Origin of the sequence: Mycobacterium lacus (genome assembly GCF_010731535.1) — a bacterium.
GTDB classification, from domain to species: Bacteria; Actinomycetota; Actinomycetes; order Mycobacteriales; family Mycobacteriaceae; genus Mycobacterium; species Mycobacterium lacus.
Genome location: NZ_AP022581.1, coordinates 3,483,007 through 3,505,688, shown reverse-complemented (window position 1 = coordinate 3,505,688; position 22,682 = coordinate 3,483,007). Strand labels below are relative to the sequence as shown.

21 protein-coding genes and 1 pseudogene are annotated in these 22,682 nt (G+C 68.6%); 16 read left to right on the top strand and 6 right to left on the bottom strand.

Annotated elements, in window-relative coordinates; translation table 11 throughout:
- The first annotated feature begins 38 nt into the window (after window positions 1-38).
- Together G6N24_RS16070 and G6N24_RS16065 are read left to right on the top strand one after the other, a co-directional pair.
- Window positions 39-1,961 carry a PE family protein gene (locus tag G6N24_RS16070; protein ID WP_163745539.1) on the top strand — a complete coding sequence of 641 codons (1,923 nt, stop codon included), beginning with the start codon at window positions 39-41 and terminating at the stop codon, window positions 1,959-1,961.
- A 158-nt stretch (window positions 1,962-2,119) separates the two neighbouring features.
- Window positions 2,120-2,257 (top strand): annotated as a pseudogene (locus G6N24_RS16065) (adenosine deaminase); the annotation flags it as partial.
- 39 nt (window positions 2,258-2,296) lie between these two features.
- On the opposite strand, the gene G6N24_RS16060 reads toward G6N24_RS16065, so the two are convergent.
- Window positions 2,297-2,437 carry a hypothetical protein gene (locus tag G6N24_RS16060; protein ID WP_163745538.1) on the bottom strand — a complete coding sequence of 47 codons (141 nt, stop codon included), beginning with the start codon at window positions 2,435-2,437 and terminating at the stop codon, window positions 2,297-2,299.
- A 144-nt stretch (window positions 2,438-2,581) separates the two neighbouring features.
- Between G6N24_RS16060 and G6N24_RS16055 the strand changes: the two genes are divergently transcribed.
- From G6N24_RS16055 to G6N24_RS16045, 3 genes are all read left to right on the top strand, one after another.
- Entirely contained in the window at window positions 2,582-2,764 is a 183-nt protein-coding gene (locus tag G6N24_RS16055) for a hypothetical protein (protein ID WP_139822340.1), read from the top strand.
- Between the two features lie 66 nt (window positions 2,765-2,830).
- On the top strand, window positions 2,831-3,421 hold the full coding sequence (locus tag G6N24_RS16050) for a Uma2 family endonuclease (protein WP_085159435.1): 591 nt from the start codon (window positions 2,831-2,833) through the stop codon (window positions 3,419-3,421).
- Between the two features lie 669 nt (window positions 3,422-4,090).
- Window positions 4,091-4,252, top strand: a complete 162-nt coding sequence (locus tag G6N24_RS16045) for a hypothetical protein (RefSeq protein WP_163745537.1) — start codon at window positions 4,091-4,093, stop codon at window positions 4,250-4,252.
- 129 nt (window positions 4,253-4,381) lie between these two features.
- Here the strand turns inward: G6N24_RS16045 and satS are convergent, their stop codons facing one another.
- Both satS and G6N24_RS16035 read right to left on the bottom strand, forming a co-directional pair.
- Window positions 4,382-5,662, bottom strand: a complete 1,281-nt coding sequence (gene satS, locus G6N24_RS16040) for a protein export chaperone SatS (protein WP_085159423.1) — start codon at window positions 5,660-5,662, stop codon at window positions 4,382-4,384.
- A gap of 48 nt (window positions 5,663-5,710) precedes the next feature.
- Entirely contained in the window at window positions 5,711-6,598 is an 888-nt protein-coding gene (locus G6N24_RS16035; protein ID WP_085159421.1) for an alkaline phosphatase family protein, read from the bottom strand.
- A 92-nt stretch (window positions 6,599-6,690) separates the two neighbouring features.
- On the opposite strand from G6N24_RS16035, the gene upp reads away from it, so the two are divergent.
- Entirely contained in the window at window positions 6,691-7,314 is a 624-nt protein-coding gene (upp, locus tag G6N24_RS16030; protein WP_085159419.1) for a uracil phosphoribosyltransferase, read from the top strand.
- Between the two features lie 6 nt (window positions 7,315-7,320).
- On the opposite strand, the gene G6N24_RS16025 is transcribed toward upp, so the two are convergent.
- Both G6N24_RS16025 and G6N24_RS16020 read right to left on the bottom strand, forming a co-directional pair.
- Window positions 7,321-8,907: a phospho-sugar mutase gene (locus G6N24_RS16025; protein ID WP_085159433.1), complete on the bottom strand. Its 1,587-nt coding sequence runs from the start codon at window positions 8,905-8,907 to the stop codon at window positions 7,321-7,323.
- A gap of 8 nt (window positions 8,908-8,915) precedes the next feature.
- On the bottom strand, window positions 8,916-9,710 hold the full coding sequence (locus G6N24_RS16020; RefSeq protein WP_085159417.1) for a purine-nucleoside phosphorylase: 795 nt from the start codon (window positions 9,708-9,710) through the stop codon (window positions 8,916-8,918).
- Window positions 9,711-10,216: 506 nt separating this feature from the next.
- On the opposite strand from G6N24_RS16020, the gene G6N24_RS16015 reads away from it, so the two are divergent.
- The 4 genes from G6N24_RS16015 to G6N24_RS24835 are packed head-to-tail and all read left to right on the top strand — an operon-like array spanning window position 10,217 to window position 13,793.
- Entirely contained in the window at window positions 10,217-11,410 is a 1,194-nt protein-coding gene (locus tag G6N24_RS16015) for a M20 family metallopeptidase (protein ID WP_085159413.1), read from the top strand.
- Window positions 11,407-12,576: an amidohydrolase gene (locus tag G6N24_RS16010; RefSeq protein ID WP_085159411.1), complete on the top strand. Its 1,170-nt coding sequence runs from the start codon at window positions 11,407-11,409 to the stop codon at window positions 12,574-12,576. Before G6N24_RS16015 ends, G6N24_RS16010 begins: the two co-directional genes overlap by 4 nt.
- A 58-nt stretch (window positions 12,577-12,634) precedes the next feature.
- Window positions 12,635-13,555, top strand: a complete 921-nt coding sequence (locus tag G6N24_RS16005; protein ID WP_232070588.1) for a PPE family protein — start codon at window positions 12,635-12,637, stop codon at window positions 13,553-13,555.
- Window positions 13,479-13,793, top strand: a complete 315-nt coding sequence (locus G6N24_RS24835) for a hypothetical protein (RefSeq protein ID WP_232070587.1) — start codon at window positions 13,479-13,481, stop codon at window positions 13,791-13,793. Before G6N24_RS16005 ends, G6N24_RS24835 begins: the two co-directional genes overlap by 77 nt.
- 4 nt (window positions 13,794-13,797) lie before the next feature.
- Here G6N24_RS24835 and G6N24_RS16000 read toward each other — a convergent pair whose 3' ends face one another.
- Window positions 13,798-14,277 carry a gamma-glutamylcyclotransferase gene (locus G6N24_RS16000; protein ID WP_085159409.1) on the bottom strand — a complete coding sequence of 160 codons (480 nt, stop codon included), beginning with the start codon at window positions 14,275-14,277 and terminating at the stop codon, window positions 13,798-13,800.
- A gap of 44 nt (window positions 14,278-14,321) precedes the next feature.
- On the opposite strand from G6N24_RS16000, the gene G6N24_RS15995 reads away from it, so the two are divergent.
- The 6 genes from G6N24_RS15995 (at window position 14,322) to G6N24_RS15970 (ending at window position 22,664) form a co-directional block, all read left to right on the top strand.
- Entirely contained in the window at window positions 14,322-15,737 is a 1,416-nt protein-coding gene (locus tag G6N24_RS15995; protein ID WP_085159407.1) for an NAD(P)H-quinone dehydrogenase, read from the top strand.
- Window positions 15,738-15,813: 76 nt separating this feature from the next.
- Window positions 15,814-17,565, top strand: coding sequence for a glycerol-3-phosphate dehydrogenase/oxidase (locus G6N24_RS15990; protein ID WP_085159405.1), 1,752 nt, complete (start codon window positions 15,814-15,816; stop codon window positions 17,563-17,565).
- Between the two features lie 80 nt (window positions 17,566-17,645).
- Complete coding sequence (locus tag G6N24_RS15985) at window positions 17,646-17,921, top strand: CBS domain-containing protein (RefSeq protein WP_139822339.1); 276 nt, start codon at window positions 17,646-17,648, stop codon at window positions 17,919-17,921.
- Between the two features lie 47 nt (window positions 17,922-17,968).
- Window positions 17,969-18,628 (top strand): phosphate signaling complex protein PhoU, encoded by a 660-nt coding sequence (gene phoU, locus G6N24_RS15980; protein WP_085159401.1) that lies wholly within the window; start codon window positions 17,969-17,971, stop codon window positions 18,626-18,628.
- 249 nt (window positions 18,629-18,877) lie between these two features.
- The gene (locus G6N24_RS15975; protein ID WP_085159399.1) at window positions 18,878-19,744 is read left to right on the top strand and encodes a pseudouridine synthase; all 867 of its coding nucleotides are present in this window, start codon (window positions 18,878-18,880) and stop codon (window positions 19,742-19,744) included.
- Window positions 19,683-22,664, top strand: a complete 2,982-nt coding sequence (locus G6N24_RS15970) for an arylsulfatase (protein ID WP_139822341.1) — start codon at window positions 19,683-19,685, stop codon at window positions 22,662-22,664. Before G6N24_RS15975 ends, G6N24_RS15970 begins: the two co-directional genes overlap by 62 nt.
- Window positions 22,665-22,682: the final 18 nt, after the last annotated feature.

Genomic DNA, 22,682 nt, shown 5'->3' with positions numbered 1-22,682 from the left:
CCTCTGCTAGTCGAGTGCACGCGTGCTGGGAGGTGCTCATGTCGTTTGTGATCGTGGCGCCGGAGATGTTGGCGGCGGCGGCAACGGACTTGGCGGGGATTGGGTCGGCACTCAGCACGGCCAACGCAACCGCCGCGGCTCCCACGACGGAGCTATTGGCGGCGGCCGCCGACGAGGTCTCGACGGCGGTCGCGGGGCTGTTCGGCGGGTACGCCCAGAGCTATCAAGCCCTCAGCGCGCAGGCGGCGGCGTTTCACCAGGAGTTCGTCCGCGCCGTGACCGCCGGGGCGAGTTCGTACCAGAGCGCTGAGGCCGCCGCGCGGGACCAGCTGCTTGCCGCGGTCAACGCGCCCACCCAGGCGTTGGTGGGCCGCCCGCTGATCGGCAACGGCGCCGACGGCACGCTGCCCGGGCAGGCCGGCGGGGCCGGTGGGCTGCTGTACGGCAACGGCGGTAACGGCGCGGCCGGTGGGGCCGGCCAGCCCGGCGGGGCCGGCGGGCAGGCGGGGTTGATCGGCAACGGCGGCAACGGCGGGGCCGGCGGGCCTGGCGCGGCCGGCGGCGCCGGGGGTTCGGCGTGGCTGTTCGGCAACGGCGGCAACGGCGGCAACGGCGGCGCCGGCGGGGCCGGCGGTCACGGCGGCACCGGCGCGATGGTGTACGGCAACGGCGGGGCCGGCGGGTTCGGCGGGTTCGGCGTGGCCGGCGTCAACGGCGGCGTCGGCGGGCGCGGCGGCGACGGCGGCCCCGCGATCGGCCTGATCGGCGACGGCGGGGCGGGCGGCCACGGCGGCGCTGGCCTCGCCGGAGCGGACGGCGTCAACCCCACCCCTGGCGCCGCGGCGCCCGCGGGCAGCAGGGGCGCTGACGTAGCCGTAACGGGGACTGCAACCGGTGGCAATGGCGGCGACGGCGGCGACGGCACCTCCGTCACGGGCACCACCCCGACCGGCGGCGACGGCGGCGACGGCGGCAGGGCGGAGGTCTTTAGTTTAGGCACCGCCACCGGGGGCAACGGCGGCAACGGCGGTATCGCGGGTGCCGGCGGTGCCGGCGGCAACGGGGGCAACGGCGGCCAGGCCTTGGTTAGCAGCAAAGGTGACGCGGTGGGCGGTGACGGCGGCAACGGGAGCAGCGGCGCCGCCCCCGGCAGTGCGGGCGGTGACGGCGGCAAGGGTGGTAGCGCCTTTGCAAGCACCGCGACCGGCAGCGTTACCAACCACGGTGGTGCCGGGGGTTCCGGCGGCGACGGCGCTGCCAGTGTTGCTTCCGGTGGTAATGGTGCCGCCGGGGGCGCCGGTGGTGACGGGGGCGCGGGCGGGAGGTGGCTTGGCAACGGCGGGGCCGGCGGCAACGGTGGCGCGGGTGGTGCCGGCGGGGCCGGCGCCTCAGGTGGGGCCGCGGGCGCCGGAGGGGATGGCGGCCCCGATGTCATCTCGCAAGGGGCCAGCGCCCGTGGCGGTGTCGGCGGTGATGGCGGCGACGGCGGCAGCGCGTTTGGTACTGGCGGCAGCGGCGGTGCGGGCGGGGCTGGGGGTCACGGTGGCGCCGCCTCCTTAATCGGCAACGGCGGTGACGGCGGCAACGCCGGTGCCGGCGGCAGCGGCGGTGTTGGCGGGGCTGGGGCAGCCGGCGGCAAGGGCGGTAACGGCGGCAGCGCTGTTAGCGGTCCGTCGGCCTTCGGCGGTGCCGGCGGTCACGGCGGCAATGGCGGCAACGGCGCCGCCGGGGGTAACGGTGCCGCCGGGGGTGCGGGCGGCGCGGGCGGGGCCGGAGGGCTCCTGCTTGGCAGCGCGGGCACCGCCGGGACCGGCGGCACCCCCGGCGCCGGCGGCAAGGGCGGTGGCGGCGGCACCCCCGGCGCCGGCGGCATGGGCGGAACCTCGAGCAATGGCAACCCCGGCAGCGACGGCCTCGACGGCAGCCCAGGCATCGCCGGCACCGACGGCCAACCCGGCTGACCGCCCCGTCAGCCGTCCGCGCCCGCGCGGCGCCGGGGGCCAGCTGCCGCGATCGGTGGCCGCCGCCGAGAACACGTGATGTTGTTGAAACCAATTGCGCCACCGTGGTTTTACTACTCATTCGATCTGTTGGCCCGGGCCGGGTTCCGGTGACTGCGCAGACATTCGGCTACGGCTGCAGTGATCTCGAACGCGTCGCCATCGATGCGGTGAAGTCGGCGTTCGTTGCGTTCGGTGAGCGGCTGGTGATCATCGACGAGGTGATCAAGCCGCGGTTCGCAGCGCTGATCGGCTAGCCGGTGGCCGCAGCTTACGGTGTTCGCTCGATGTCACGGCTAGGTCGCGAGCGCCGCCCGGGTGAAGCTGACCGCGCCCCTGGCCGGCCGCTCGGCCAGTTGGAGTTCGATCTCGGCGGTGCCCGACCACCATGGACGGTGCGCGTCGATCCGAACACGCCCGCCGCCGCGCATCGACACGGATGGCCGCCGCTGCGATCCTGGGCCGTCACCCGCGTTCTCGTGCGAAGGCGCGCCACGCCCGCAGATGTGCCGATCGAGCCCGTCGTGACGGGCGCGGTTCGAGCGGTGCGACCATCTCGCCCCGGACCAAGCGGCGTGATCGTGGATGCCGCGCTGCGTTGCGGCCACGAGTCGCCGCGGACGGCCGCACTCGAGAAGCTGGTCGGCTGGGGCATGGCCGATCGAGCGCGGGTTCTCGCCGAACACGACCCCGACGCCGCCATCCGGGCATGGGCTCGCAAACTCACCGACACCGCCACGCAGGGCGGCTTGTTCGAGCCGTAAATCGGTGGCTACCACCGCTGTCTCCGCTTGACCGGCCGTAGCATGTAACGACGAAGGGAGGTGGTCATGGCGGCAACGATTCCCCGCCCGTTTGATCCGCTCATCGACCTCGACGGCCTGTGGACGGTCGAGCTGGCTGCTCGTTACCTGCCGATCGACGGCATGCCACCGGTGCGCTACGAGGCCGAGGAGGGGAGGCTGGTCATGAGCCCGCGCGAGGGCAGCGCGAACAGCTGGGCAGCGGTTCGGCTGGTGTTCGAGTTGGATGCCGGCGCACGTGCCGCTGGATACGCAGTGTATTCCGCGCTGAACCTGCGCACCGACCCCAAGGGCTGGATCGAACCTGACCTGATCATTCTGAAGACACCAGTTCGTGACCAGACCTGGTTCGAGCACGACCAGGTGCTGTGCCCGGTCGAAATAGTTTCACGATCTTCACGCCGTCGCGATCGCATCGACAAGCCAGCCACATGTGCGCGGCTGGGCATCCCCTACTTCATGCGTGTGGAAATCCTTCGCGACGAGTCACTGGTCGAGATGTTGCGCCTCGACGGCGACCGCTATGTCGCGCACGCAAAAGCCTTGTCCGGCCAAACATTCGAGATCACCGAGCCGTTCGCCGCTTCCTTCGACCCGCAGGTCCTGCTCGAGCCCTGACCGGCGCCTCTTCACCCGAGTGCTATTTGCGCCTTGGCCGCGACACCCGCCGGCCGGCGGCGCAATTCGCGCCTTAGTTCGCCAGCCTTGAACCCGTATTCGGCCAAAGGCGCACCCGGCAACACGCCAAACAACTCTTGCTTCGCGGGCTCGATCAGCCCCACGGCGAATGGCTACTGCCGGCAACCTGCCACAACCTGCGCAAACTGCACGGCCACGTCGGTGTCACCGGACCGGCCAGCATTGCGGCCGGCTGACCCGCCCGTCGATTCCCGGGCGCCTGATCACACGAGTCTGCATCCAGGACGCCCAGTCTGCGCCCAGCGTGCCGCGGACCGCGATTTCGTCGCCCTCAGCGCAGACTGAACACCTCACCCGGGGTCGGGCAACGCCGGACCCCGGGAACCGTTACTGACCCGCAACCCTCGCGGACCTCAGGAGCGCCGAGCAGCGTGTGGTGAGCTCGATCCCGCTCGGCATGCTAACCAGCATCGAGCAGCGCGACCCGCATTTTTCAGCGAAATCGCGCACATGCGCCCGGCGCGCCTCCGCAAACGTACGACCCCCTCCCGGGCCGATTTACGCGTTCTCACCGATGGTTGCGGCCACGCCAAATAGCACAGTTGGGACATCCACTTTTTGAACCGACTTTCTGAAGGGAACGCGACGATGAAGTACCTGATCCGAATCGTCTCCGCCCTGGCCCGCAACGACGAGGCCGGCGCCCTCTCGCCCGTGCACCGGAACCGCCCACAATCACGTCAGTACCGTCCGAAGCGCTACTCGTTCCTCGAGGACTCCTCCACGGCGCGCGCGATGGAACGGCTCTGACGGTCGCCGGCTGGCGGCGCTATTCGCGCCTGAGCCGCGACGCTCACGTTGAATGTCGTCGCCGGTTGGCGGCGCTATTCGCGCCTGAGCCGCGACGCTCACGTTGAATGTCGTCGCCGGCTGGCGGCGCTATTCGCGCCTTAGCCGCGACTCCACGAACTGCTCCAACTTTTCCCACTCCCGCACCGCGGCGACATACGGTGCCGCGGGCTTGCCCACCGAGCCGGGCTCCAGCACGTAAGCCACCAGCTTGCCGAGGGGCCGGCCTGTTTCCAGCGCCCTGTCGACGGTGCGCTCCTCGGAGTATTCGCCGATGTCTCGAAGCAGCTCGACCGCCAGGTCGAGCTGCTCGCGATCCACCGCGTCCGGCCCGTCGGCAATGTCGTCGGCCAGCCCGCTCAACACGTAGACGTTGTCGTCGGTGATGTCCACCGCCAGCGAGCCGTCGGTGGCGGCGGTACGGATGTCGTCGTAGGTGCTCAGGTCGGACAGGTCGTGGTCGTGCTCGTCGGCAAGGTAGCGGGCCAGGGCCCGCTCGGAGCTGAACACACTGATCCGACCGTTGCGGCCCAGGAAGATCGGCCGGTCATCCAGGTAGCAGCGAAGCGTATAAAAGGTGCCCGCACTCGTCATGATCTGGATCGGGTCAATGCCCACCTGTAGCCAGAAGCCCTCGTCGCTGCCCAGTACGACGGTGTCGCCGGGCGCGCGGGTTTCTTCGTCGGAGTCGTCCTCGGCTTCCTTGGATTCCTCGTCTCCGGTCGTCTCTTCCGCGGATTCGGCCCCCGACTCTTCGTCCTCGGGCTCTGCGCGCTCCTCCTCCAACTCGTCGGCGGCCTGGGCCGACAACTTGGCGTCGACGTCGGGGGTGCTGACGATCTCGTCGACGGCCTGGAGCACGTCGTCCCAGCTTCGCCCGATGATCTCGGCGATCGCATTCCAGCGCTTCTGGCCGGCCCTGCCGGTGAAGTGGTCGATTCCGCCGGATACCGTGCCCAGGCTGGGATTGCCGTTGAAGAACTTCGAGACCGCCGGCAGCTCGCACACCGATCCGATGGACGACACGATTGTTAGCGTGGCGGCCAGCGCGGTCACCGACTCCTCGGTCGGCTTCTCGGCCACCAGCTCCTCGACGGCGACCAGATCGAATTTCTTGTCTTCGGGCGGATCGAGCCTGTGCGCGTGAGCCGCGGTCAGGTCCTTCCACGCTGGGTGGTCCACCAGATCGTGGTCGGTGTCGGAGCGCACGAACGCGACCAGATCGGCGACGGTCTCGAAGCCGTACAGGTCGTCGTCCTTACCCAGAAACGCCTCCCACTCATCGCCGGCATCGCGCCAGCGGGGCGCCCACAGCGTGTAGCGATCACCGGCGGACAGGCTCAGGCGGATGGGCACGAGGTCAACAGCCATGCGGCACAGAATAGCGACGGCCGGCAATGCAGCCCGGCCCGGTAGCGTTCACCCGCTCCAGATATCGGTGATCGCCGGAGCATTCGCCGCGTTGCCCGTCTTGGGCAGCCCATACATCTGTTCCAGGGTGGAAAGAACGTTGTAGTGGCTGATGGCCTCGCCATAGGTTCCGGGCTGCACGTGCGCACCGTAGAACAGCGTCGGGATCTGATTGCGGCTACTGCCGTCGTCCTCGTCCCAGGTCACGACGAGCAGGCTGTTGTTGGCCTTGGCCCAGGTGGCGTAGGCGGACAGTTCCCGGTTCAGCCACGCGTCGCCAGCGGCGATCGTGCCGTCGTGCATGTCGTTGTCGCCATTCGGAATGACGAACGACACGGTCGGCAGGCTCGCATAGTTCCCCGGCTTCGGAAATGCCGAGAACGGCACCGAGTTTGCAGCCGGCACGTTGCCGAAGTTAACCCAGGGCGCGTGCTTGCGTGCGTACTTGCCCGAACTGCATACGGTCGACCCGACCGCGGGCAGTCCTTCGGCGAATCCGGCGAATGTGTATCCGGCAGCAAGCAATTCGGAACCCAGGTTGGGGCGGGTGCCGCCATCTACCGGACAGATATTCTTCGTCAGCCCAAACGTGTCCCCGGCGAACAGTGCCAAATAGTTCGGTTCGCTGGGATGTGTTTCGGCGAACGACTGGGCCATCATCGCCCCGCCCGCGGCCAGGGCGTTGATGAAGGGCGCCGACGGGTTGCCGATGATGGTGGCCTGGGAGCGGTTCTCTTCCACCACGATTACCACGTGCGCGGGCGTCGGCAGTTCGCCCGCCGTGAGGCCGATGCGAGACGGAGCGTCGGCGCCGTGAGTGGGCAGCGATAGGGCCACCGCGCCGAGTACCGTCAATGCGCGGTATGCCCTTGTCAGGTGCCGTCTCGCGGAGAGCATGCCGGGAGTATATGAGCGGGCTTGCGCGGTCTCGGCCCCCACGCTCGCGTGTTAGGGGACCTAGCTCTGATTGTTATATAGGGTCAAACCCCGTGGATGTGCGCGTCGTTGACCACCCGCTGGCCGCCGCCAGACTGACCGTGCTGCGCGACGAACGCACCGACAATGCCGGCTTCCGGGCCGCGCTGCGTGAGCTGACACTCATGCTGGTCTACGAGGCCACCAGGGACGTGGGTTGCGAGACATTTCCGATCCGCACCCCACTGGCCGAGACGCGCGGGGTGCGGCTGGCCAAACCGCCACTGCTGGTGCCCGTGCTGCGGGCCGGGTTGGGCATGATCGCTGAGGCACACGCGGCGATACCCGAAGCCCGGGTCGGATTCGTCGGCGTCGCCCGCGACGAGGAAACCCACCGGCCCGTCCCGTACCTGGAGTCGCTGCCCGACGACCTGACCGACACGCCGGTAATGGTCCTCGACCCGATGCTGGCCACGGGCGGGTCGATGGCGCACACGATCGGGCTGCTGCGGCACCACGGCGCAGCCGATATCACCGTGTTGTGCGTCGTGGCTGCTCCGGAAGGCCTTGCGGCGCTAGAGAAAGTGGCGCCGAACATACGGTTGTTCACGGTGACCGTCGACGACGGGCTCAACGAGGCCGCCTATATCGTTCCGGGTCTCGGCGACGCGGGTGACCGCCAGTTCGGGCCCCGCTAAGCGGAGTCACCACCGCCGCACGGTCGAGACCAGATCGTCGCGCAGCGCACCGGCCCGCTCCCGGGCAGCGCGTAGGTCACCGGCCGCCGCGCAGCGAACCTCCATGTAACACTTCAGCTTCGGCTCGGTCCCCGAAGGTCGCACCACCACCCTGACCGACGTGTCGTCGTCGTCGCCGGTGAAGATCAGCGCGTCGGTGATATCGATGGTGGTCACCGGGAAACCGGCCAGCCGGTCCGGCGGCGTCGCCCGCAGCCGGCCCATCAGGTCCACGGCCTCGTCGACGTTGGCCACGCGGCGCGACACCGCCGCAACCTCGTGCACGCCGTGGCGACGGGCGAATTCGTCCAACTTGTCAGGCACCGAACGGCCCTGCGTCCTGAGCGTGGCCACCAGATCGCACACCAGCACCGCGGCGCTGATTCCGTCCTTGTCGCGCACCGCGTCGGGGTCGACGCAATGCCCGATCGCTTCCTCGTAGGCGTACACCAGGGTGCCTGCGACTTTCGCGTCGGCCCGCGCGAGCCAATTGAAGCCGGTGAGGGTCTCGACGTGGGTCGCGCCGTACTGCGCGGCGATCGCCACCAGCATCCGCGACGACACCACGGTGCTGGCCACCACAGCGGACTCGGGATTGGCATGCCGCGCCAAGATGTAATCACCCAGAAGCCAACCGGTTTCGTCGCCGGAGAGCATCCGCCACCCCTCCCTGGTGGGTATCCCGACCGCGCAGCGGTCGGCGTCGGGGTCCAGCGCGATCGCGACGTCGGCCCCGACATCTGCGGCCAGGGCAAGCAGTGCGTCGGTAGCGCCGGGCTCCTCGGGGTTGGGGAACGACGTCACGGTGGGGAAGTCGGGGTCCGGCGCGAACTGCGCCGCGACGGTGTGCACGTCGTCGAAACCGGCGCGGCGTAGCGTTTCGACGGCCACCGCGCCGCCCACCCCGTGCAGCGGTGTCAGGGCCACCCGAACCGACCCGGTACCGCGCCGGACCTTGGCCGCGCGCTGGATGTAGCGCTGAACCAGGTCGGTGGCGCTGTTTTCACCGGGGTTGACGGGCTTCCTGGGGATCCGGTCGGCCGGGGGAGCGACGGCCATCGCGGCTTCGATCTGGCGGTCGGTGGGGGAGACGATCTGGATGCCGCCGTCGAAATAGACCTTGTAACCGTTGTCGGTGGGTGGGTTGTGCGAGGCGGTGATCTGTATCCCGGCGGCGGCGCCGGTGCGGCGCACCGCGAACGCCACCACCGGCGTGGGCACCGGATCGGGTAGCAGCAGCACGGAAAAGCCTTCGGCGGCAAACGCTTCGGCCGTTGCCGTCGCGAAGGCAGCCGAGCCGTGCCGGGCGTCGCGTCCCACAAGGACCAGCGCACCGGCCTGTTCGCTGAGAACGCGTGCCACCGCCCAGGTGGCCCGCAGAACCACCGCGAGGTTCATTGCGTCCGGCCCGCCGCGCACCGGTCCACGCAACCCGGCGGTGCCGAACGTGAGGGGGCGGGCGAACCGGGCTGCAAGTTCGTCGGGGTCGCAGCCGGCGAGCTCGGCCGCCGTCTGCGGGTCGGGATCGTGGGCGATCCAATCCTTGGGTTTCACAAGCACATTCAGAATCGGGCTATGACGTCGGCCAGTAGCGCGCCCATCCGAGCCGCCGACGCAGCCCCGGTGGCAAGCACCTCGGCGTGGCTCAGCGGCTCACCGGTGATCCCGGCTGCCAGGTTGGTCACCAGGGACACGCCCAGCACCTCGGCGCCGGCCGCCCGGGCGGCGATGGTCTCGTGCACCGTCGACATGCCCACCAAGTCGGCGCCCAGCGCTCGCAGCATCCGGATTTCGGCGGGCGTCTCGTAGTGCGGTCCCGGCAGGCCCGCATACACGCCTTCGCTCAGCTCCGGGTCGGACTCGCGAGCGAGCGCCCGCAGCCGCGGCGCGTAGGCATCGGTCAGGTCGACGAACTGCGGGCCGACCAGCGGCGAACGCGCGGTCAGGTTCAGGTGGTCGCTGATCAGCACCGGCTGACCGACCCCCATGTCGGGGCGCAGCCCGCCGGCCGCGTTGGTGAGCACGACGATGCGCGCTCCGGCCGCGCAGGCCGTGCGCACCGGGTGCACCACATGCTGCAGGTCGTGCCCCTCGTATGCATGCACGCGACCGACCAGCACCAGCACCCGATGCTCACCGATCCGCACGGACAACAGCTCACCGGCGTGCCCGACCGCGCTGGGCGGTGCGAACCCGGGCAACTCGGCCTGGGGCAGGGCCGCGGTCGGGGAGCCGAGCGCCGCAGCCGCCGGCGACCATCCCGAACCGAGCACGATCGCGACGTCGTGCTCGCCGATCCCGGTGCGCTCACCGAGAACCTGCGCCGCCTGGCGCGCGAGTTCGGCGGGTTCAGTCACAGTGGGCGAGCTTAGCTAAGCCGCGAGCAGACGCAGAATCGCCCCAAAACCGTGGTTCTGGGGCGATTCTGCGTCTGCTCGCGGTCTCAAGCCCGGGTTACCGGAATTGTTGGCCGAACCGAAGAGGCCGGTGTCGCCGCTCGACGACGTGACCGCAAATCCCGTCGAGGCCGACAACCGGTGGGCCGACCCGGAGCTGCAGAACTGCGACATCGTGTGCGGATGCGGCTCAATCACCAGCGGGCTGCGCCGGATGATCGGCGGCCCGCATGGGCAATCCGTTTGCCGCACAACGGTTTCGACTCGTGGCGACACGACACGCTCGACACCCAAAGGCAGCTCCGAGGGGCGCCGAAGGTGGCGGCAACGACCGTCAAATCATCCTGCCCGGGGGACACACGAAATCCGAGTCCGGGTGGTCGAGCTTAGCCGGGCGACGACGTGGGCCGGATGGCCCAGGAAAGGCGGCCAGCTCTGCCGATGTTCGTCGGTGAGATACTGCGAAGATGCCCGCACCGAGCGCACTGGACAGCGTCGAGGAATTGGTGCGGCGCCGTGGCGGCGACCTGGTCGAGCTGTCCCACGCGATCCACGCCGAACCGGAATTGGCATTCGCCGAATACCACAGCTGCGCCAAGGCTCAGGCGTTGGTCGGCGAGCGCGGCTTCGAAATCACCCCGGCCGCCGCCGGTTTGGACACCGCGTTTCGTGCCGACTTCGGCAGCGGACCACTGGTGGTCGGGGTGTGCGCCGAATACGACGCGCTGCCCGGCATCGGGCACGCCTGCGGTCACAACATCATCGCCGCATCGGCGGTGGGGACCGCGCTGGCGCTGGCCGAGGTGGCCGACGACCTCGGCCTGACGGTTGCGCTGCTGGGAACTCCCGCCGAGGAGTCCGGCGGCGGCAAGGCACTGATGCTGCGCGCCGGGACGTTCGACGACGTCGCGGTGGCTGTGATGGTCCATCCGGGGCCGGCCGACATCGCCGGGACGCGATCATTGGCCCTGTCCGAGGTCACCGTGGACTACCGGGGTAAGGAATCGCATGCGGCCGTAGCGCCGCATCTGGGGGTCAACGCCGCCGACGCCGTGACCGTCGCGCAGGTGGCCATCGGACTGCTGCGGCAGCAACTGGCGCCCGGGCAACTGGTGCATGGCATCGTCACCGACGGCGGCCAGGCGGTCAACGTCATCCCCGGGTCCGCGACGTTGCACTATGCGATGCGGGCGGTCGACTCTGATTCGCTGCGTGACTTGCAGGGCAGAGTGTCCGCGTGTTTTGCCGCGGGCGCGCTGGCCACCGGCTGCGAATACGAAATCGACACGGCCGCACCGGCATACGCGGAGCTCAAACCGGACCGATGGCTGTCCGACGTGTGCCGGGAGGAGATGCGCCGGCTGGGACGCGAGCCGGTGCCGGCCGACGTCGAGGCCGGGCTTCCGCTGGGCAGCACCGATATGGGCAACGTGACGCAGGTGCTGCCGGGGATCCATCCGGTGATCGGGGTCGACGCCGGCGGGGCCACCGTCCACCAGCGCGCCTTCGCCGAGGCGGCGGCGAGTCCCAGCGCCGACCGCGCGGTCGTCGAGGGCGCGATCATGTTGGCGCGCACCGTTGTTCGGCTCGCCGAGACCCGTGCCGAGCGCGACCGGGTATTGGCCGCACAGCAGCACAGGGCTACCGGGGCGGCGGTATGAGCCTCGTCGACACCGCCGAAGCCTGGCTGGCCGCGCACCACGACGACCTGGTCGCCTGGCGCCGGCACTTCCACCGCTACCCGGAACTGGGCCGCCAGGAATACGCGACCACGCAGTTCGTCGCGGAGCGGCTGGCCGACGCCGGGCTGAATCCGAAGGTGCTGCCCGGCGGAACCGGACTGACATGTGATTTCGGGCCCGAGCATCGGCCGAGGATCGCGCTGCGCGCGGACATGGACGCGCTACCCATGGCCGAGCGGACCGGCGCCCCGTACGCCTCGACGATGCCCAACGTCGCCCACGCCTGCGGCCACGACGCGCACACCGCGATCCTGCTGGGCACCGCACTGGCATTGGCGTCGGTGCCCGAGCTGCCGGTCGGGGTGCGGCTGATCTTTCAGGCCGCCGAGGAGTTGATGCCCGGCGGTGCGATCGACGCGATCGCCGCCGGAGCGTTGGCCGGGGTATCGCGGATCTTCGCCCTGCACTGCGACCCGCGGCTCGAGGCCGGCAAGGTCGCCGTCAGGCAGGGCCCCATCACGTCGGCCGCCGACTCGATCGAGATCACGCTGTATTCGCCCGGCGGACATACGTCGCGTCCACACTTGACGGCCGACCTCGTGTACGGCCTCGGCACGCTGATCACCGGGCTGCCCGGGGTGTTGTCGCGCCGCATCGACCCGCGCAACGGCACCGTGTTGGTGTGGGGCGCGGTCAACGCGGGCGTGGCCGCCAACGCGATTCCCCAAAACGGCGTCTTGTCCGGCACCGTGCGCACCGCCAGCAGGCAGACGTGGGTCGACCTGGAGGAAATCATCCGTCAGGCCGTGTCGGCGCTGTTGTCGCCGTTGGCCATCGAGCACACGCTGCAATACCGTCGCGGCGTGCCACCGGTGGTCAATGAGGACGTCTCGACCCGCATCCTCACCCACGCCATCGAGGCCGTCGGCCCCGATGTGCTGGCCGATACCCGGCAGTCCGGTGGCGGCGAGGACTTCTCCTGGTACTTGGAGGAAATTCCCGGCGCGATGGCGCGTCTGGGTGTGTGGTCGGGCACCGGAATGCAGTTGGATCTGCACCAGCCGACGTTCGACCTCGACGAGCGGGCCCTCGCGATCGGGCTGCGCGTGATGGTCAGCATTGTCGAGCAGGCCGGCGCCTTCTGACCGGTCGCTTTGGTGAAAACGGCTTGTGGGGCCCCGGTTTCGCTGAGAGTGTTGGGGCATGAATTTCCCGGTGTTACCTGCGGAAATCACGTCGGCGCTGATGTTCGCCGGTCCGGGTTCTGCTCCGATGCTGGCGACGGCGGCGGCGTGGGATGGGCTGGCCGGTGGATTGGCTTCGGCGACTGGGTCTTTCGGTTCGGTGATCTGGGGATTGGCAGAGCAGGCGTGGCAGGGGCCGGCGTCGGCGGCGATGACGGCTGCGGCGACATCCTATGCGGGTGGTTGCGGAACGCCGCGGCTCATGCCGCGGACGCATCGGCTCAGGCCAAGGCGGTCGCCGCTGCGTTTGAGGCGGCGCAACTGGGCCACGATTCATCCAATGGCGGTGGCGGCCAACCGGAGCGGGTTCGTGAAGCTGGTGTTATCGAATCTGTTTGGCCAGAACGCGCCGGCGATCGCGGCCGCTGAGTTCGAGTACGAACAGATCTGGGCCCAGGATGTGGTGGCCATGTCGGGATATCACGCAGCCGCCGCTGCGGTGGCCGAGCAGTTGACGCCCCTGCAAAGCCTGGTGCCGGGCTTCAATATCGGTTTCGGCAATACCGGCACGGGAAACTTCGGCAGTGCAAACACCGGCGACTACAACGCGGGCAGCGGCAATTTCGGCAGCTGGAACCTGGGCAGCGGAAACGGGAACTCGGGGTCGGGCACGCCGAGCATCACGGCCAGCTTCTACGTGGGCAACGGAAATCTCGGTTCCTGGAACCTTGGCAGCGGAAACTTTGGAAACTCCAACGTCGGCCACGGAAACGTCGGCAGCACCAATTACGGCAGCGGAAATACCGGTAACGACAACCGGCGGCTTCAACTCTGGTGCCCTCAACACTGGTTTCGGCGGTTCGGTGAACCAATCCGTCGCCAACTCGGGCTTCGGCAACTCCGGTGCCGGCTCGAACGCGGGTTGGGGAAACTCGGGTAACGGCGGCTTCAACGCGGGCATCGGCAACTCGGGCAGCAGTGGCGCGAACACAGGTGTCGGAAATGCGGGCGATGGTGGCTTCAACACAGGTTTTGGCAACCTAGGTATCGGCGGCTCCAACGTAGGCTTTTTCAACTCGGGTATCGGCGGCTGCAACTCGGGGCTTTCGAACTCGGGCAAGTACGATTCCGGCGCCTTCAACACCGGGTTGGGCCAGTCGGGCTTCTTTGGCCGGTAAACGGCTAAGCGATGGTCCCCGGCCCGATGTTGCGCGCCGGGCGGGTACGCAGGTCGTGCACGTAATCGGCGGGCGCGCCGGCGATCTCGGCGGCATCGGCCATCACCCCCAGGTACCGCGCCGACGGCAGCCCGCCCTCCCAGGCGTCCAGCACGTACAGCCAGGCCAGCACGGGATCGGTTGTGGTGTCGCTGGATAGGCGTTCCACCCGGCATCGGATCTTCTTGTGGACGCCGAACTCGGAACCCTCCCAACGGTCAAGGTTCTTCTCGTCTGCCGGCGTCATGTCGTAGAGCACGACGAACACCTTCGAATCCGGATCCTCGACGACTGTGGCCAGGGCCCCTTCCCAACCGATGTCCTCGCCGCCGAAAGTCAGGCGCCACCCCGGTAACCAACCAGTTCCGGCCATCGGCGAGTGGGGTGCGCGCTGCAGCATCTGTTCGGGATGCATGTTCGATCCATACGCGGCGTAGAGCGGCACGGGGAAAGCTTAGACGGAGCGCGCCCGCACGCTAGGTTATGCCTGTGGTGACCCGCATCGTGATCCTCGGTGGAGGCCCGGCTGGTTACGAGGCCGCCCTGGTCGCGGCCACCTCGCACCCGGAAACAACCCAAGTGACCGTGATCGACTCCGACGGCATCGGCGGGGCTGCGGTTCTGGACGACTGTGTGCCGTCCAAGACGTTCATCGCGTCCACCGGGCTGCGCACCGAACTGCGCCGGGCGCCGCAGCTGGGCTTCGACATCGACTTCGACGACGCCAAGATCTCGCTGAAACAGATCCATGCTCGGGTCAAGTCGCTGGCCGCGGCGCAGTCGGCCGACATCACCACCCAGCTGCTCAGCATGGGTGTCCAGGTCATCGCCGGTCGGGGGGAGCTCGTCGACCCCACCCCGGGTCTGGCGCGCCACCGCATCAAGGCGACCACCCCCGACGGCGCGGCCAGCGAGCACGAAGCCGACGTCGTCCTGATCGCCACCGGCGCCAGCCCGCGGATCCTGCCCTCGGCCACCCCGGATGGCGAGCGCATCCTGACCTGGCGGCAGCTCTACGACTTGGACGCGCTGCCCGAGCACCTCATCGTGGTGGGCTCGGGGGTCACAGGCGCCGAGTTTGTCGACGCCTACACCGAATTGGGGGTGCCGGTCACGGTGGTGGCCAGCCAGGACCGGGTGCTGCCGTACGAGGACGCCGACGCGGCGCTGGTCCTGGAGGAATCGTTCGCCGAACGTGGCGTCCGGCTGGTCAAGAACGCCCGCGCGGCTTCGGTCACCCGCTGCGATGCCGGGGTCTTGGTGACGATGACGGACGGGCGCACCGTCGAGGGCAGCCACGCCCTGATGACCATCGGGTCGGTCCCCAACACCGGCGGCCTGGGCCTGCAACGGGTTGGGATCGAGCTTGGGCCCGGTAATTATCTCACCGTGGACCGGGTGTCGCGCACGTCAGCCACCGGCATTTACGCCGCGGGCGACTGTACCGGCCTACTGCCGTTGGCGTCGGTCGCCGCCATGCAGGGCCGCATCGCGATGTATCACGCGTTGGGTGAGGGCGTGAACCCAATCCGGTTGCGCACGGTCGCGGCGACGGTTTTCACCCGGCCCGAGATCGCCGCCGTCGGCGTGCCCCAATCGGCGATCGACAACGGCTCGGTGACGGCCCGGACCATCATGCTGCCGTTGCGGACCAACGCGCGGGCGAAGATGTCCGAGGTACGCCACGGCTTCGTCAAGATCTTCTGCCGGCGGTCCACCGGGGTGGTGGTCGGCGGCGTCGTGGTGGCGCCGATCGCGTCGGAGTTGATCCTGCCGATCGCGGTGGCCGTGCAAAACCGCATCACCGTCAACGAGTTGGCCCAGACGCTGGCCGTTTACCCGTCGTTGTCCGGTTCGATCACCGAGGCGGCCCGCCGGCTGATGGCACACGACGATCTGGACTGAAGAACGACCCAAGGACGCCGCAACAACTAGCCTTGGTGAAGCGACCTCCTACCGACGAGTAACTGACAGGAGTCCGGTGAGCAATCCGATCCACGCAGCGGAAAGCGCGCAGCCGCCGTCCGTGCTGGGACCCGAGCAACGCGCGTTGGCCTGGGAACGACTCGGCAGCGAGCAATTCGACGTGGTGGTCATTGGCGGCGGCGTGGTGGGCTGCGGCTGTGCACTGGACGCGGCGACTCGTGGGCTCAAGGTGGCGCTGGTCGAGGCCCGCGACTTTGCCTCGGGCACGTCGAGCCGATCGTCGAAGATGTTCCACGGCGGGTTGCGCTACCTCGAGCAACTGGAATTCGGGCTGGTGCGCGAGGCGCTCTACGAGCGTGAGTTGTCGCTGACCACGCTGGCGCCGCATCTGGTCAAGCCGTTGCCGTTCCTGTTTCCGCTGACCAAACGCTGGTGGGAGCGCCCCTACATCGCGGCGGGCATCTTCCTCTACGACACGCTCGGCGGCGCGAAATCCGTTCCGGCGCAGAAACATATGACCCGCGCCGGTGCACTGCGGTTGAGCCCGGGTCTCAAACGCAGCTCCTTGATCGGCGGTATCCGCTACTACGACACCGTCGTCGACGACGCGCGGCACACCATGACGGTCGCGCGCACCGCCGCGCATTACGGCGCGGTGGTGCGATCCTCCACCCAGGTGGTCGCGTTGCTGCGCGAGGGGGACCGGGTGATCGGCGTGCGCGTGCGCGACTCCGAGGACGGCGCGATCACCGAGGTCCGCGGCCATGTCGTGATCAACGCGACCGGGGTCTGGACCGACGAGATCCAGGCATTGTCCAAGCAGCGCGGACGATTCCAGGTGCGCGCGTCCAAGGGCGTGCACGTGGTGGTGCCGCGGGACCGGATCGTCAGCGACGTCGCGATCATCCTGCGCACCGAGAAATCGGTGATGTTCGTGATCCCGTGGGGGAGTCACTGGATCATCGGCACCACCGACACCGACTGGAACCTCGACCTGGCGCACCCCGCGGCCACCAAGGCCGACATCGACTACATCCTCGAGACGGTCAACACCGTGCTGGCCACGCCGCTGACCCACGCGGACATCGACGGTGTCTACGCGGGGCTGCGCCCGCTGCTCGCCGGGGAAAGCGACGAGACCTCGAAGCTGTCCCGGGAGCACGCCGTGGCGGTTCCGGCGGCCGGCCTGGTCGCCATCGCCGGGGGCAAGTACACCACCTACCGGGTGATGGCCGCCGACGCCGTGGACGCCGCGGCGGAGTTCATCCCGGCCAGGGTCGCACCGTCGATCACCCAGAAGGTGCCGCTGCTGGGCGCCGACGGCTACTTCGCGTTGGTCAACCAGACCGAGCACGTCGGCGTTCAGCGAGGCCTGCACCCCTACCGGGTGCGTCATCTGCTCGACCGCTACGGGTCGTTGATGGGCGACGTGCTGGCCCTGGCCACCGACCGCCCCGACCTGCTGAGCCCAATCACGGAGGCGCCGGGCTACTTGAAGGTGGAAGCCGTGTACTCCGCCACGGCCGAGGGTGCACTGCATCTGGAGGACATCCTGGCCCGCCGGATGCGGGTCTCGATCGAATATCCACACCGCGGTGTCGACTGCGCCCGGGAGGTGGCCGACCTCGTCGCCCCGGTGCTGGGGTGGACCGCCGATGACGTCGACCGCGAAGTCGCGAACTACACCGCGCGGGTGGAGGCCGAGGTGCTGTCGCAGGCCCAGCCCGACGACGTGTCGGCGGACGAGTTGCGGGCCAGTGCACCGGAAGCGCGCGCGGAGATCCTCGAGCCGGTGCCGCTCAATTGAGTGCCGGTCGGTGACCTGTTTCACCGGATTGCGGGCTGAGGTCGCGCGGCACGATGGGCGGGCCCGGTGAGCATGGTGGCGTGACTGGCATCTCTTCCGCGGGCGCGATCCCGATCTCGACCAATACCGGCGAACCGGTGGCCCGCGTCGCCGCGGACGCCACGGTTGCCGACCTTGCCAAAGCCATCGTCGCCCGCGGCGCCGGGGCCATCGTGGTCGGTGCCGACGAGCGGCCCACCGCACCGGTGAGCCAGCGCGACATCGATCCGGCAGAGCTCCGCCGCCGAGGGCCCCTCGGCGCGCACGGGCACGACCAGTCGCTCCATGGTGCGGTTCGGCACCGCCATGGCCGATGATTGCCATGCGACACCCAGGCTCAGACAGGCTCAGGGAGGTTTAGGTCATGCGAACCGTCTATCACAAGCAGATAGCCGAGCTGACCGCGCAACTGGGAGAGATGTGCGGCATGGCCGGGGCGGCAATGAAGCGCGCAACGCAAGCCCTGTTAGAGGCCGACATTGCCGCCGCCGAACAGGTGATCCGCGACCACGAGCAGATCGTGGCGATGCGAGCGCAAGTCGAAAAGGAAGCGTTCGCGCTGCTGGCGTTGCAGCAACCGGTGGCCGGGGAGCTACGGACGATCTTCAGCGCGACACCGATCATCGCCGACGTGGAACGAATGGGCGCGCTGGCGGTGCATATAGCCAAGATCGCGGCTCGGGAGCATCCGAAGCAGGTGCTTCCCGCCGAGGTGCGCGGGTGCTTCGCGGATATGGCCAGGGTGGCAATCACGTTGGGCGACAACGCAAAACAGGTGCTGATGTCCCGCGACCTGCAGCAAGCCGCTCGACTTCACGAACAAGACGACGCGATGGACGATCTCTATCGGAATTTGTTTAGTGTGCTGATCGATCAGGAATGGAAGCACGGCATCTCCGTCGCCGTCGAGACGGCCTTGCTTGGCCGCTTCTACGAGCGCTTCGCCGACCACGCCGTGGAAATCGGCCGCCGCGTCATCTTCATGGGCGGCGGTGCTCTGCCTGCTGAGGATGTCAACCACTGAGCTCCTTCGTATCGGGTGCGGATGTCTGACCAGCAAGTTGAAAGCTTGGTGAAACAACCGGTCGTGCCGGTGCGGAGCGGCGGGGGCGCGTGACATCGTTGAGCCCAACACAGGAGGGCCCCGCAATGTCCGCAACGCCACCGGTACCGAAGGCGGCACCCTCGGCTTCACGCCGCTGCCGTGGCAGTTCTGCCTCCCATCCCGCCGACGGCGTACGCTCGCGTGACCGGCCACCACAGGAGGATCGCAATGAAGCCCGCGGTGCTTGGCGTACGCGATGCACTGGGGCCCTCGCGGGTGCGGCTGCACGGCGGATCCGTGCTGGCCGAGCTGACCCGCCGATTCGGCGCGCCGGCCCGCGCCAAGGTGCTTGCCGGGGAGGTCGTCGACGGCGACGGCGCGGTGGTCGATACTGGCACCGTGCTGGCACCCGGGTCCTTTGTGTACCTGCGCCGCGATCTGCCGGTGGAGGTGCCGGTGCCCTTTGAGATTGCGGTTCTCCACCAAGACGACGACATCGTCGTCGTCGACAAGCCGCACTTCTTGGCCACCATGCCGCGGGGGCGGCACGTCGCGCAGACCGCGCTGGTGCGGTTGCGCTGCGGCCTTGGGTTACCCGAGCTCAGCCCGGCGCACCGGTTGGACCGGTTGACCGCCGGGGTGCTGCTGTTCACCACCCGGCGCGAGTTGCGTGGCGCCTACCAGACGCTGTTCGCCCGCGGTCTGGTGCGCAAGACCTATCTGGCACGGGCGGCCGTCGACCCGGCGCTGGCGCTTCCGTGCGTTGTCCGCAGCCGCATCGTCAAGCGCCGGGGCCACCTGCAGGCGGTCTGTGAGCCGGGTGCGCCCAACGCGGAGACGCTGGTGGAGTTGATCACGGCCGACGGGCTCTACCGATTGACGCCGCGCACCGGCCGCACCCACCAGCTGAGGGTGCACATGGCGTCGCTGGGCATACCGATCACAGGAGATCCGTTGTACCCCAATGTGATTGATGTGCCAGCTGACGATTTCAGCACGCCACTGCAGTTGTTGGCTCACCGAATTGAGTTCGATGATCCGGTCACGGGCTTGCGCCGCGAGTTCGTCAGTAGCAAGGAGTTTCGTCTTGAGTGAGGAAAACGCACTGGTCACCGTTGCCGGCTATCAGGACATCGATTCGGCCCGGCACGACTTTCAGACCCTCACCGATCGGGCCAAGAACAAGAGCCTCCCGTTGCAGGGGGCGGCGCTGATCGGCAAGGACACCGACGGCAACCCCATCCTGGTCGACACCGGAAATCGGCTCGGGCGGCGCGGCGCGGCGTGGGGCGCCGGGGCCGGCCTGGCGATCGGCCTGTTCTCACCGGCCCTGTTGGCATCGGCGGCGGTCGGCGCCGCGGCCGGAGCGGTCGCGGGCACCTTCGCCCACCATCGGATCAAGAGCGGTCTGGCCGACAAGATCGGGCAGGCGCTGTCCGCGGGCAGCGCGGTAATCATCGCCGTGACCCCGGCGCAGGGTCGCCTGGCCGTCGGGCAGGCATTGTCCGGCTCGCCGATGAAATCGGTCGCCGAGCTGAGTCGTTCGACGTTGCGAAGCCTGGTCGCGGCTTTGCAGGAGGCGATGGGTAAGTTCAACCCGGACCGCACCCGGCTGCCGATACCCCAGCGCAGCTTCGGCGGCACGGTGGGGCGCACCGCCGCGGAGTCGGTCGGCGACTGGACCATCGTCCCCGGCGCCAGCGCGCCCGACGATGCCCCGAACGTGCTGATCGTGCTGATCGATGACGCCGGGTTCGGCGGCCCGGATACCTTTGGCGGCGCCATCCGGACCCCGACGCTGACTCGGGTGGCGCAGAATGGGTTGGCCTACAACCGCTTCCATGTCACGGCGGTGTGCTCGCCGACCCGCGCGGCGCTGCTGACCGGGCGCAACCATCACCGGGTGGGCTTCGGATCGGTCGCCGAGTTCCCGGGCCCATACCCGGGCTATTCGACGGTCAGGCCGCGCAGCTGCGCCTCGCTGCCACGCATTCTGCGCGACAACGGTTTTGTGACCGGCGCCTTCGGCAAGTGGCATCTGACCCCCGACAACGTCCAGGGGGCCGCGGGGCCGTTCGACAACTGGCCGCTGGGTTGGGGATTCGACCATTTCTGGGGGTTCCCCACCGGCGCCGCGGGTCAGTACGACCCGATCATCACCCAGGACAACTCCGTTATCGGCATTCCCGAGGGTTCTCGGGGACACGACGGCAAGCCGTACTACTTCCCCGACGACCTGACCGACAAGGCCATCGAGTGGCTGCACACCGTGCGGGCCCAGAACGCCACCAAACCGTGGATGATGTACTACTCGACCGGCGCCACCCATGCCCCGCACCACGTGTTCGCCGAATGGGCCGACAAGTACCGCGGGCAGTTCGATGAGGGCTGGGATGTCTACCGGCAGAAGACATTCGAGCGGCAGAAGCAGCTGGGGATCATCCCGCCCGATGCCGAACTCACCGAGCGACCCGACCTGTTCCCGGCGTGGGACAGCCTGTCGGAGAACCAGAAGAAGCTCTTTGCCCGGCAGATGGAGGTGTTCGCCGGGTTCTCCGAAAACGCCGACTGGAACGTCGGCCGGCTGCTTGACGCGATCGAGGACCTCGGCGAGTCGGACAACACGCTGGTCTTCTACATCTGGGGCGACAACGGCGCCAGCATGGAGGGCACCAACACCGGCTCGTTCAACGAGATGACGTTCCTCAACGGCCTGGACCTCGACGCCGACCATCAGCTGGCGCTCATTGAACAATACGGGGGGATCGCCGCACTTGGGGACGAGTTCACCGCGCCGCATTTCGCGAGCGCCTGGGCGCACGCCAACAACACCCCATTCCAGTGGGGCAAGCAGATGGCCAGTCACCTCGGCGGCACCCGCGATCCCATGGTGGTCGCCTGGCCGGCACGGATCCGGCCCGGCGGCATTCGGGGCCAGTTCACCCACTGCATCGACATCGCGCCGACCGTGTTGGAGGCCATCGGCTTACCGGAGCCGACCAGTGTCGACGGCTTCGAGCAAGAACCGATGGACGGAACCAGCTTCGTGCACACCTTCGACGCGAACATGGGGGCGGCCGCCGAGGAACGTCACACGGTGCAGTACTTCGAAAACTTCGGCAGCCGCGCCATCTACAAGGACGGATGGTGGGCGTGCGCTCGCCTGGACAAGGCGCCGTGGGACTTGTCCCCGGAGACATTGCGGCGGTTCGCGCCCGGCAACTACGACCCCGACCAGGACGTCTGGGAGCTGTACTACCTGCCCGACGACTTCTCCCAGGCCAAGAACCTGGCAGCCGAGCATCCCGAGAAGGTCGCCGAACTCACCCGGCTGTGGTGGCAGGAAGCCGAACGAAACCGGGTGCTGCCGTTGTTCGGCGGGCTCGCGGTCATGTTCGGCGACCTGCCGCCGCTTCCCACTTCTGCCCTTGGAGCACGGTTCACCTTCAAAGGAGGCGTGCAAAACATCCAGCGCGGCATCGTCCCCCGCATCTTCGGGCGCTCCTACGCGATCGAGGCGCGGTTGCGCGTCCCCGACACCGGCGCGGCGGGCGTGATCATCGCCAACGCCGACTTCATGGGTGGGTTCGCTCTGTGGGTCGACGAGGGGGGGCGGCTGCATCACACCTATTCCTTCCTGGGGGTGGAGACCTATCGGCAAGTGTCCACCGAGCCGATACCCACCGGCGATGTCACGGTGCGCATGCAGTTCGATTCCGATCAGCCCGTCGTCGGGTCGGGTGGCCGGGTGACGTTGTGGGCCAACGACCGGTTGATCGGCGAGGGTGAGCTGCCCCGAACGGTGAGCCTGGCGTTCACGTCCTACGCCGGGATGGACATCGGCCGCGACAACGGTCTGGTCGTCGACCGCGACTACGAGGACAAGGCGCCGTACGCGTTCACCGGAACCGTCGAAGAGGTCGTCTTCGACCTGAAACCCGTTGCGCCCGAAGCCGAGAAGGCGCTGCACGAGCACGCGTCGGTCCAGGCTGTCGGGCAGGGCGCGGCGGGCTGAGCGAGCGCGATCGGTAGC

Coding starts and splice junctions, on each gene's coding strand:
- G6N24_RS16045 (WP_163745537.1), top strand. CDS start 4,091: ATGAAGTACCTGATCCGAATCGTCTCCGCCCTGGCCCGCAACGACGAG.
- G6N24_RS15975 (WP_085159399.1), top strand. CDS start 18,878: ATGAAGCCCGCGGTGCTTGGCGTACGCGATGCACTGGGGCCCTCGCGG.
- G6N24_RS15970 (WP_139822341.1), top strand. CDS start 19,683: ATGATCCGGTCACGGGCTTGCGCCGCGAGTTCGTCAGTAGCAAGGAGT.
- G6N24_RS16035 (WP_085159421.1), bottom strand. CDS start 6,598: ATGCTCTCCGCGAGACGGCACCTGACAAGGGCATACCGCGCATTGACG.
- G6N24_RS16015 (WP_085159413.1), top strand. CDS start 10,217: ATGCCCGCACCGAGCGCACTGGACAGCGTCGAGGAATTGGTGCGGCGC.
- G6N24_RS16010 (WP_085159411.1), top strand. CDS start 11,407: ATGAGCCTCGTCGACACCGCCGAAGCCTGGCTGGCCGCGCACCACGAC.
- G6N24_RS16005 (WP_232070588.1), top strand. CDS start 12,635: ATGAATTTCCCGGTGTTACCTGCGGAAATCACGTCGGCGCTGATGTTC.
- satS (WP_085159423.1), bottom strand. CDS start 5,662: ATGGCTGTTGACCTCGTGCCCATCCGCCTGAGCCTGTCCGCCGGTGAT.
- G6N24_RS16050 (WP_085159435.1), top strand. CDS start 2,831: ATGGCGGCAACGATTCCCCGCCCGTTTGATCCGCTCATCGACCTCGAC.
- G6N24_RS16070 (WP_163745539.1), top strand. CDS start 39: ATGTCGTTTGTGATCGTGGCGCCGGAGATGTTGGCGGCGGCGGCAACG.
- phoU (WP_085159401.1), top strand. CDS start 17,969: ATGCGAACCGTCTATCACAAGCAGATAGCCGAGCTGACCGCGCAACTG.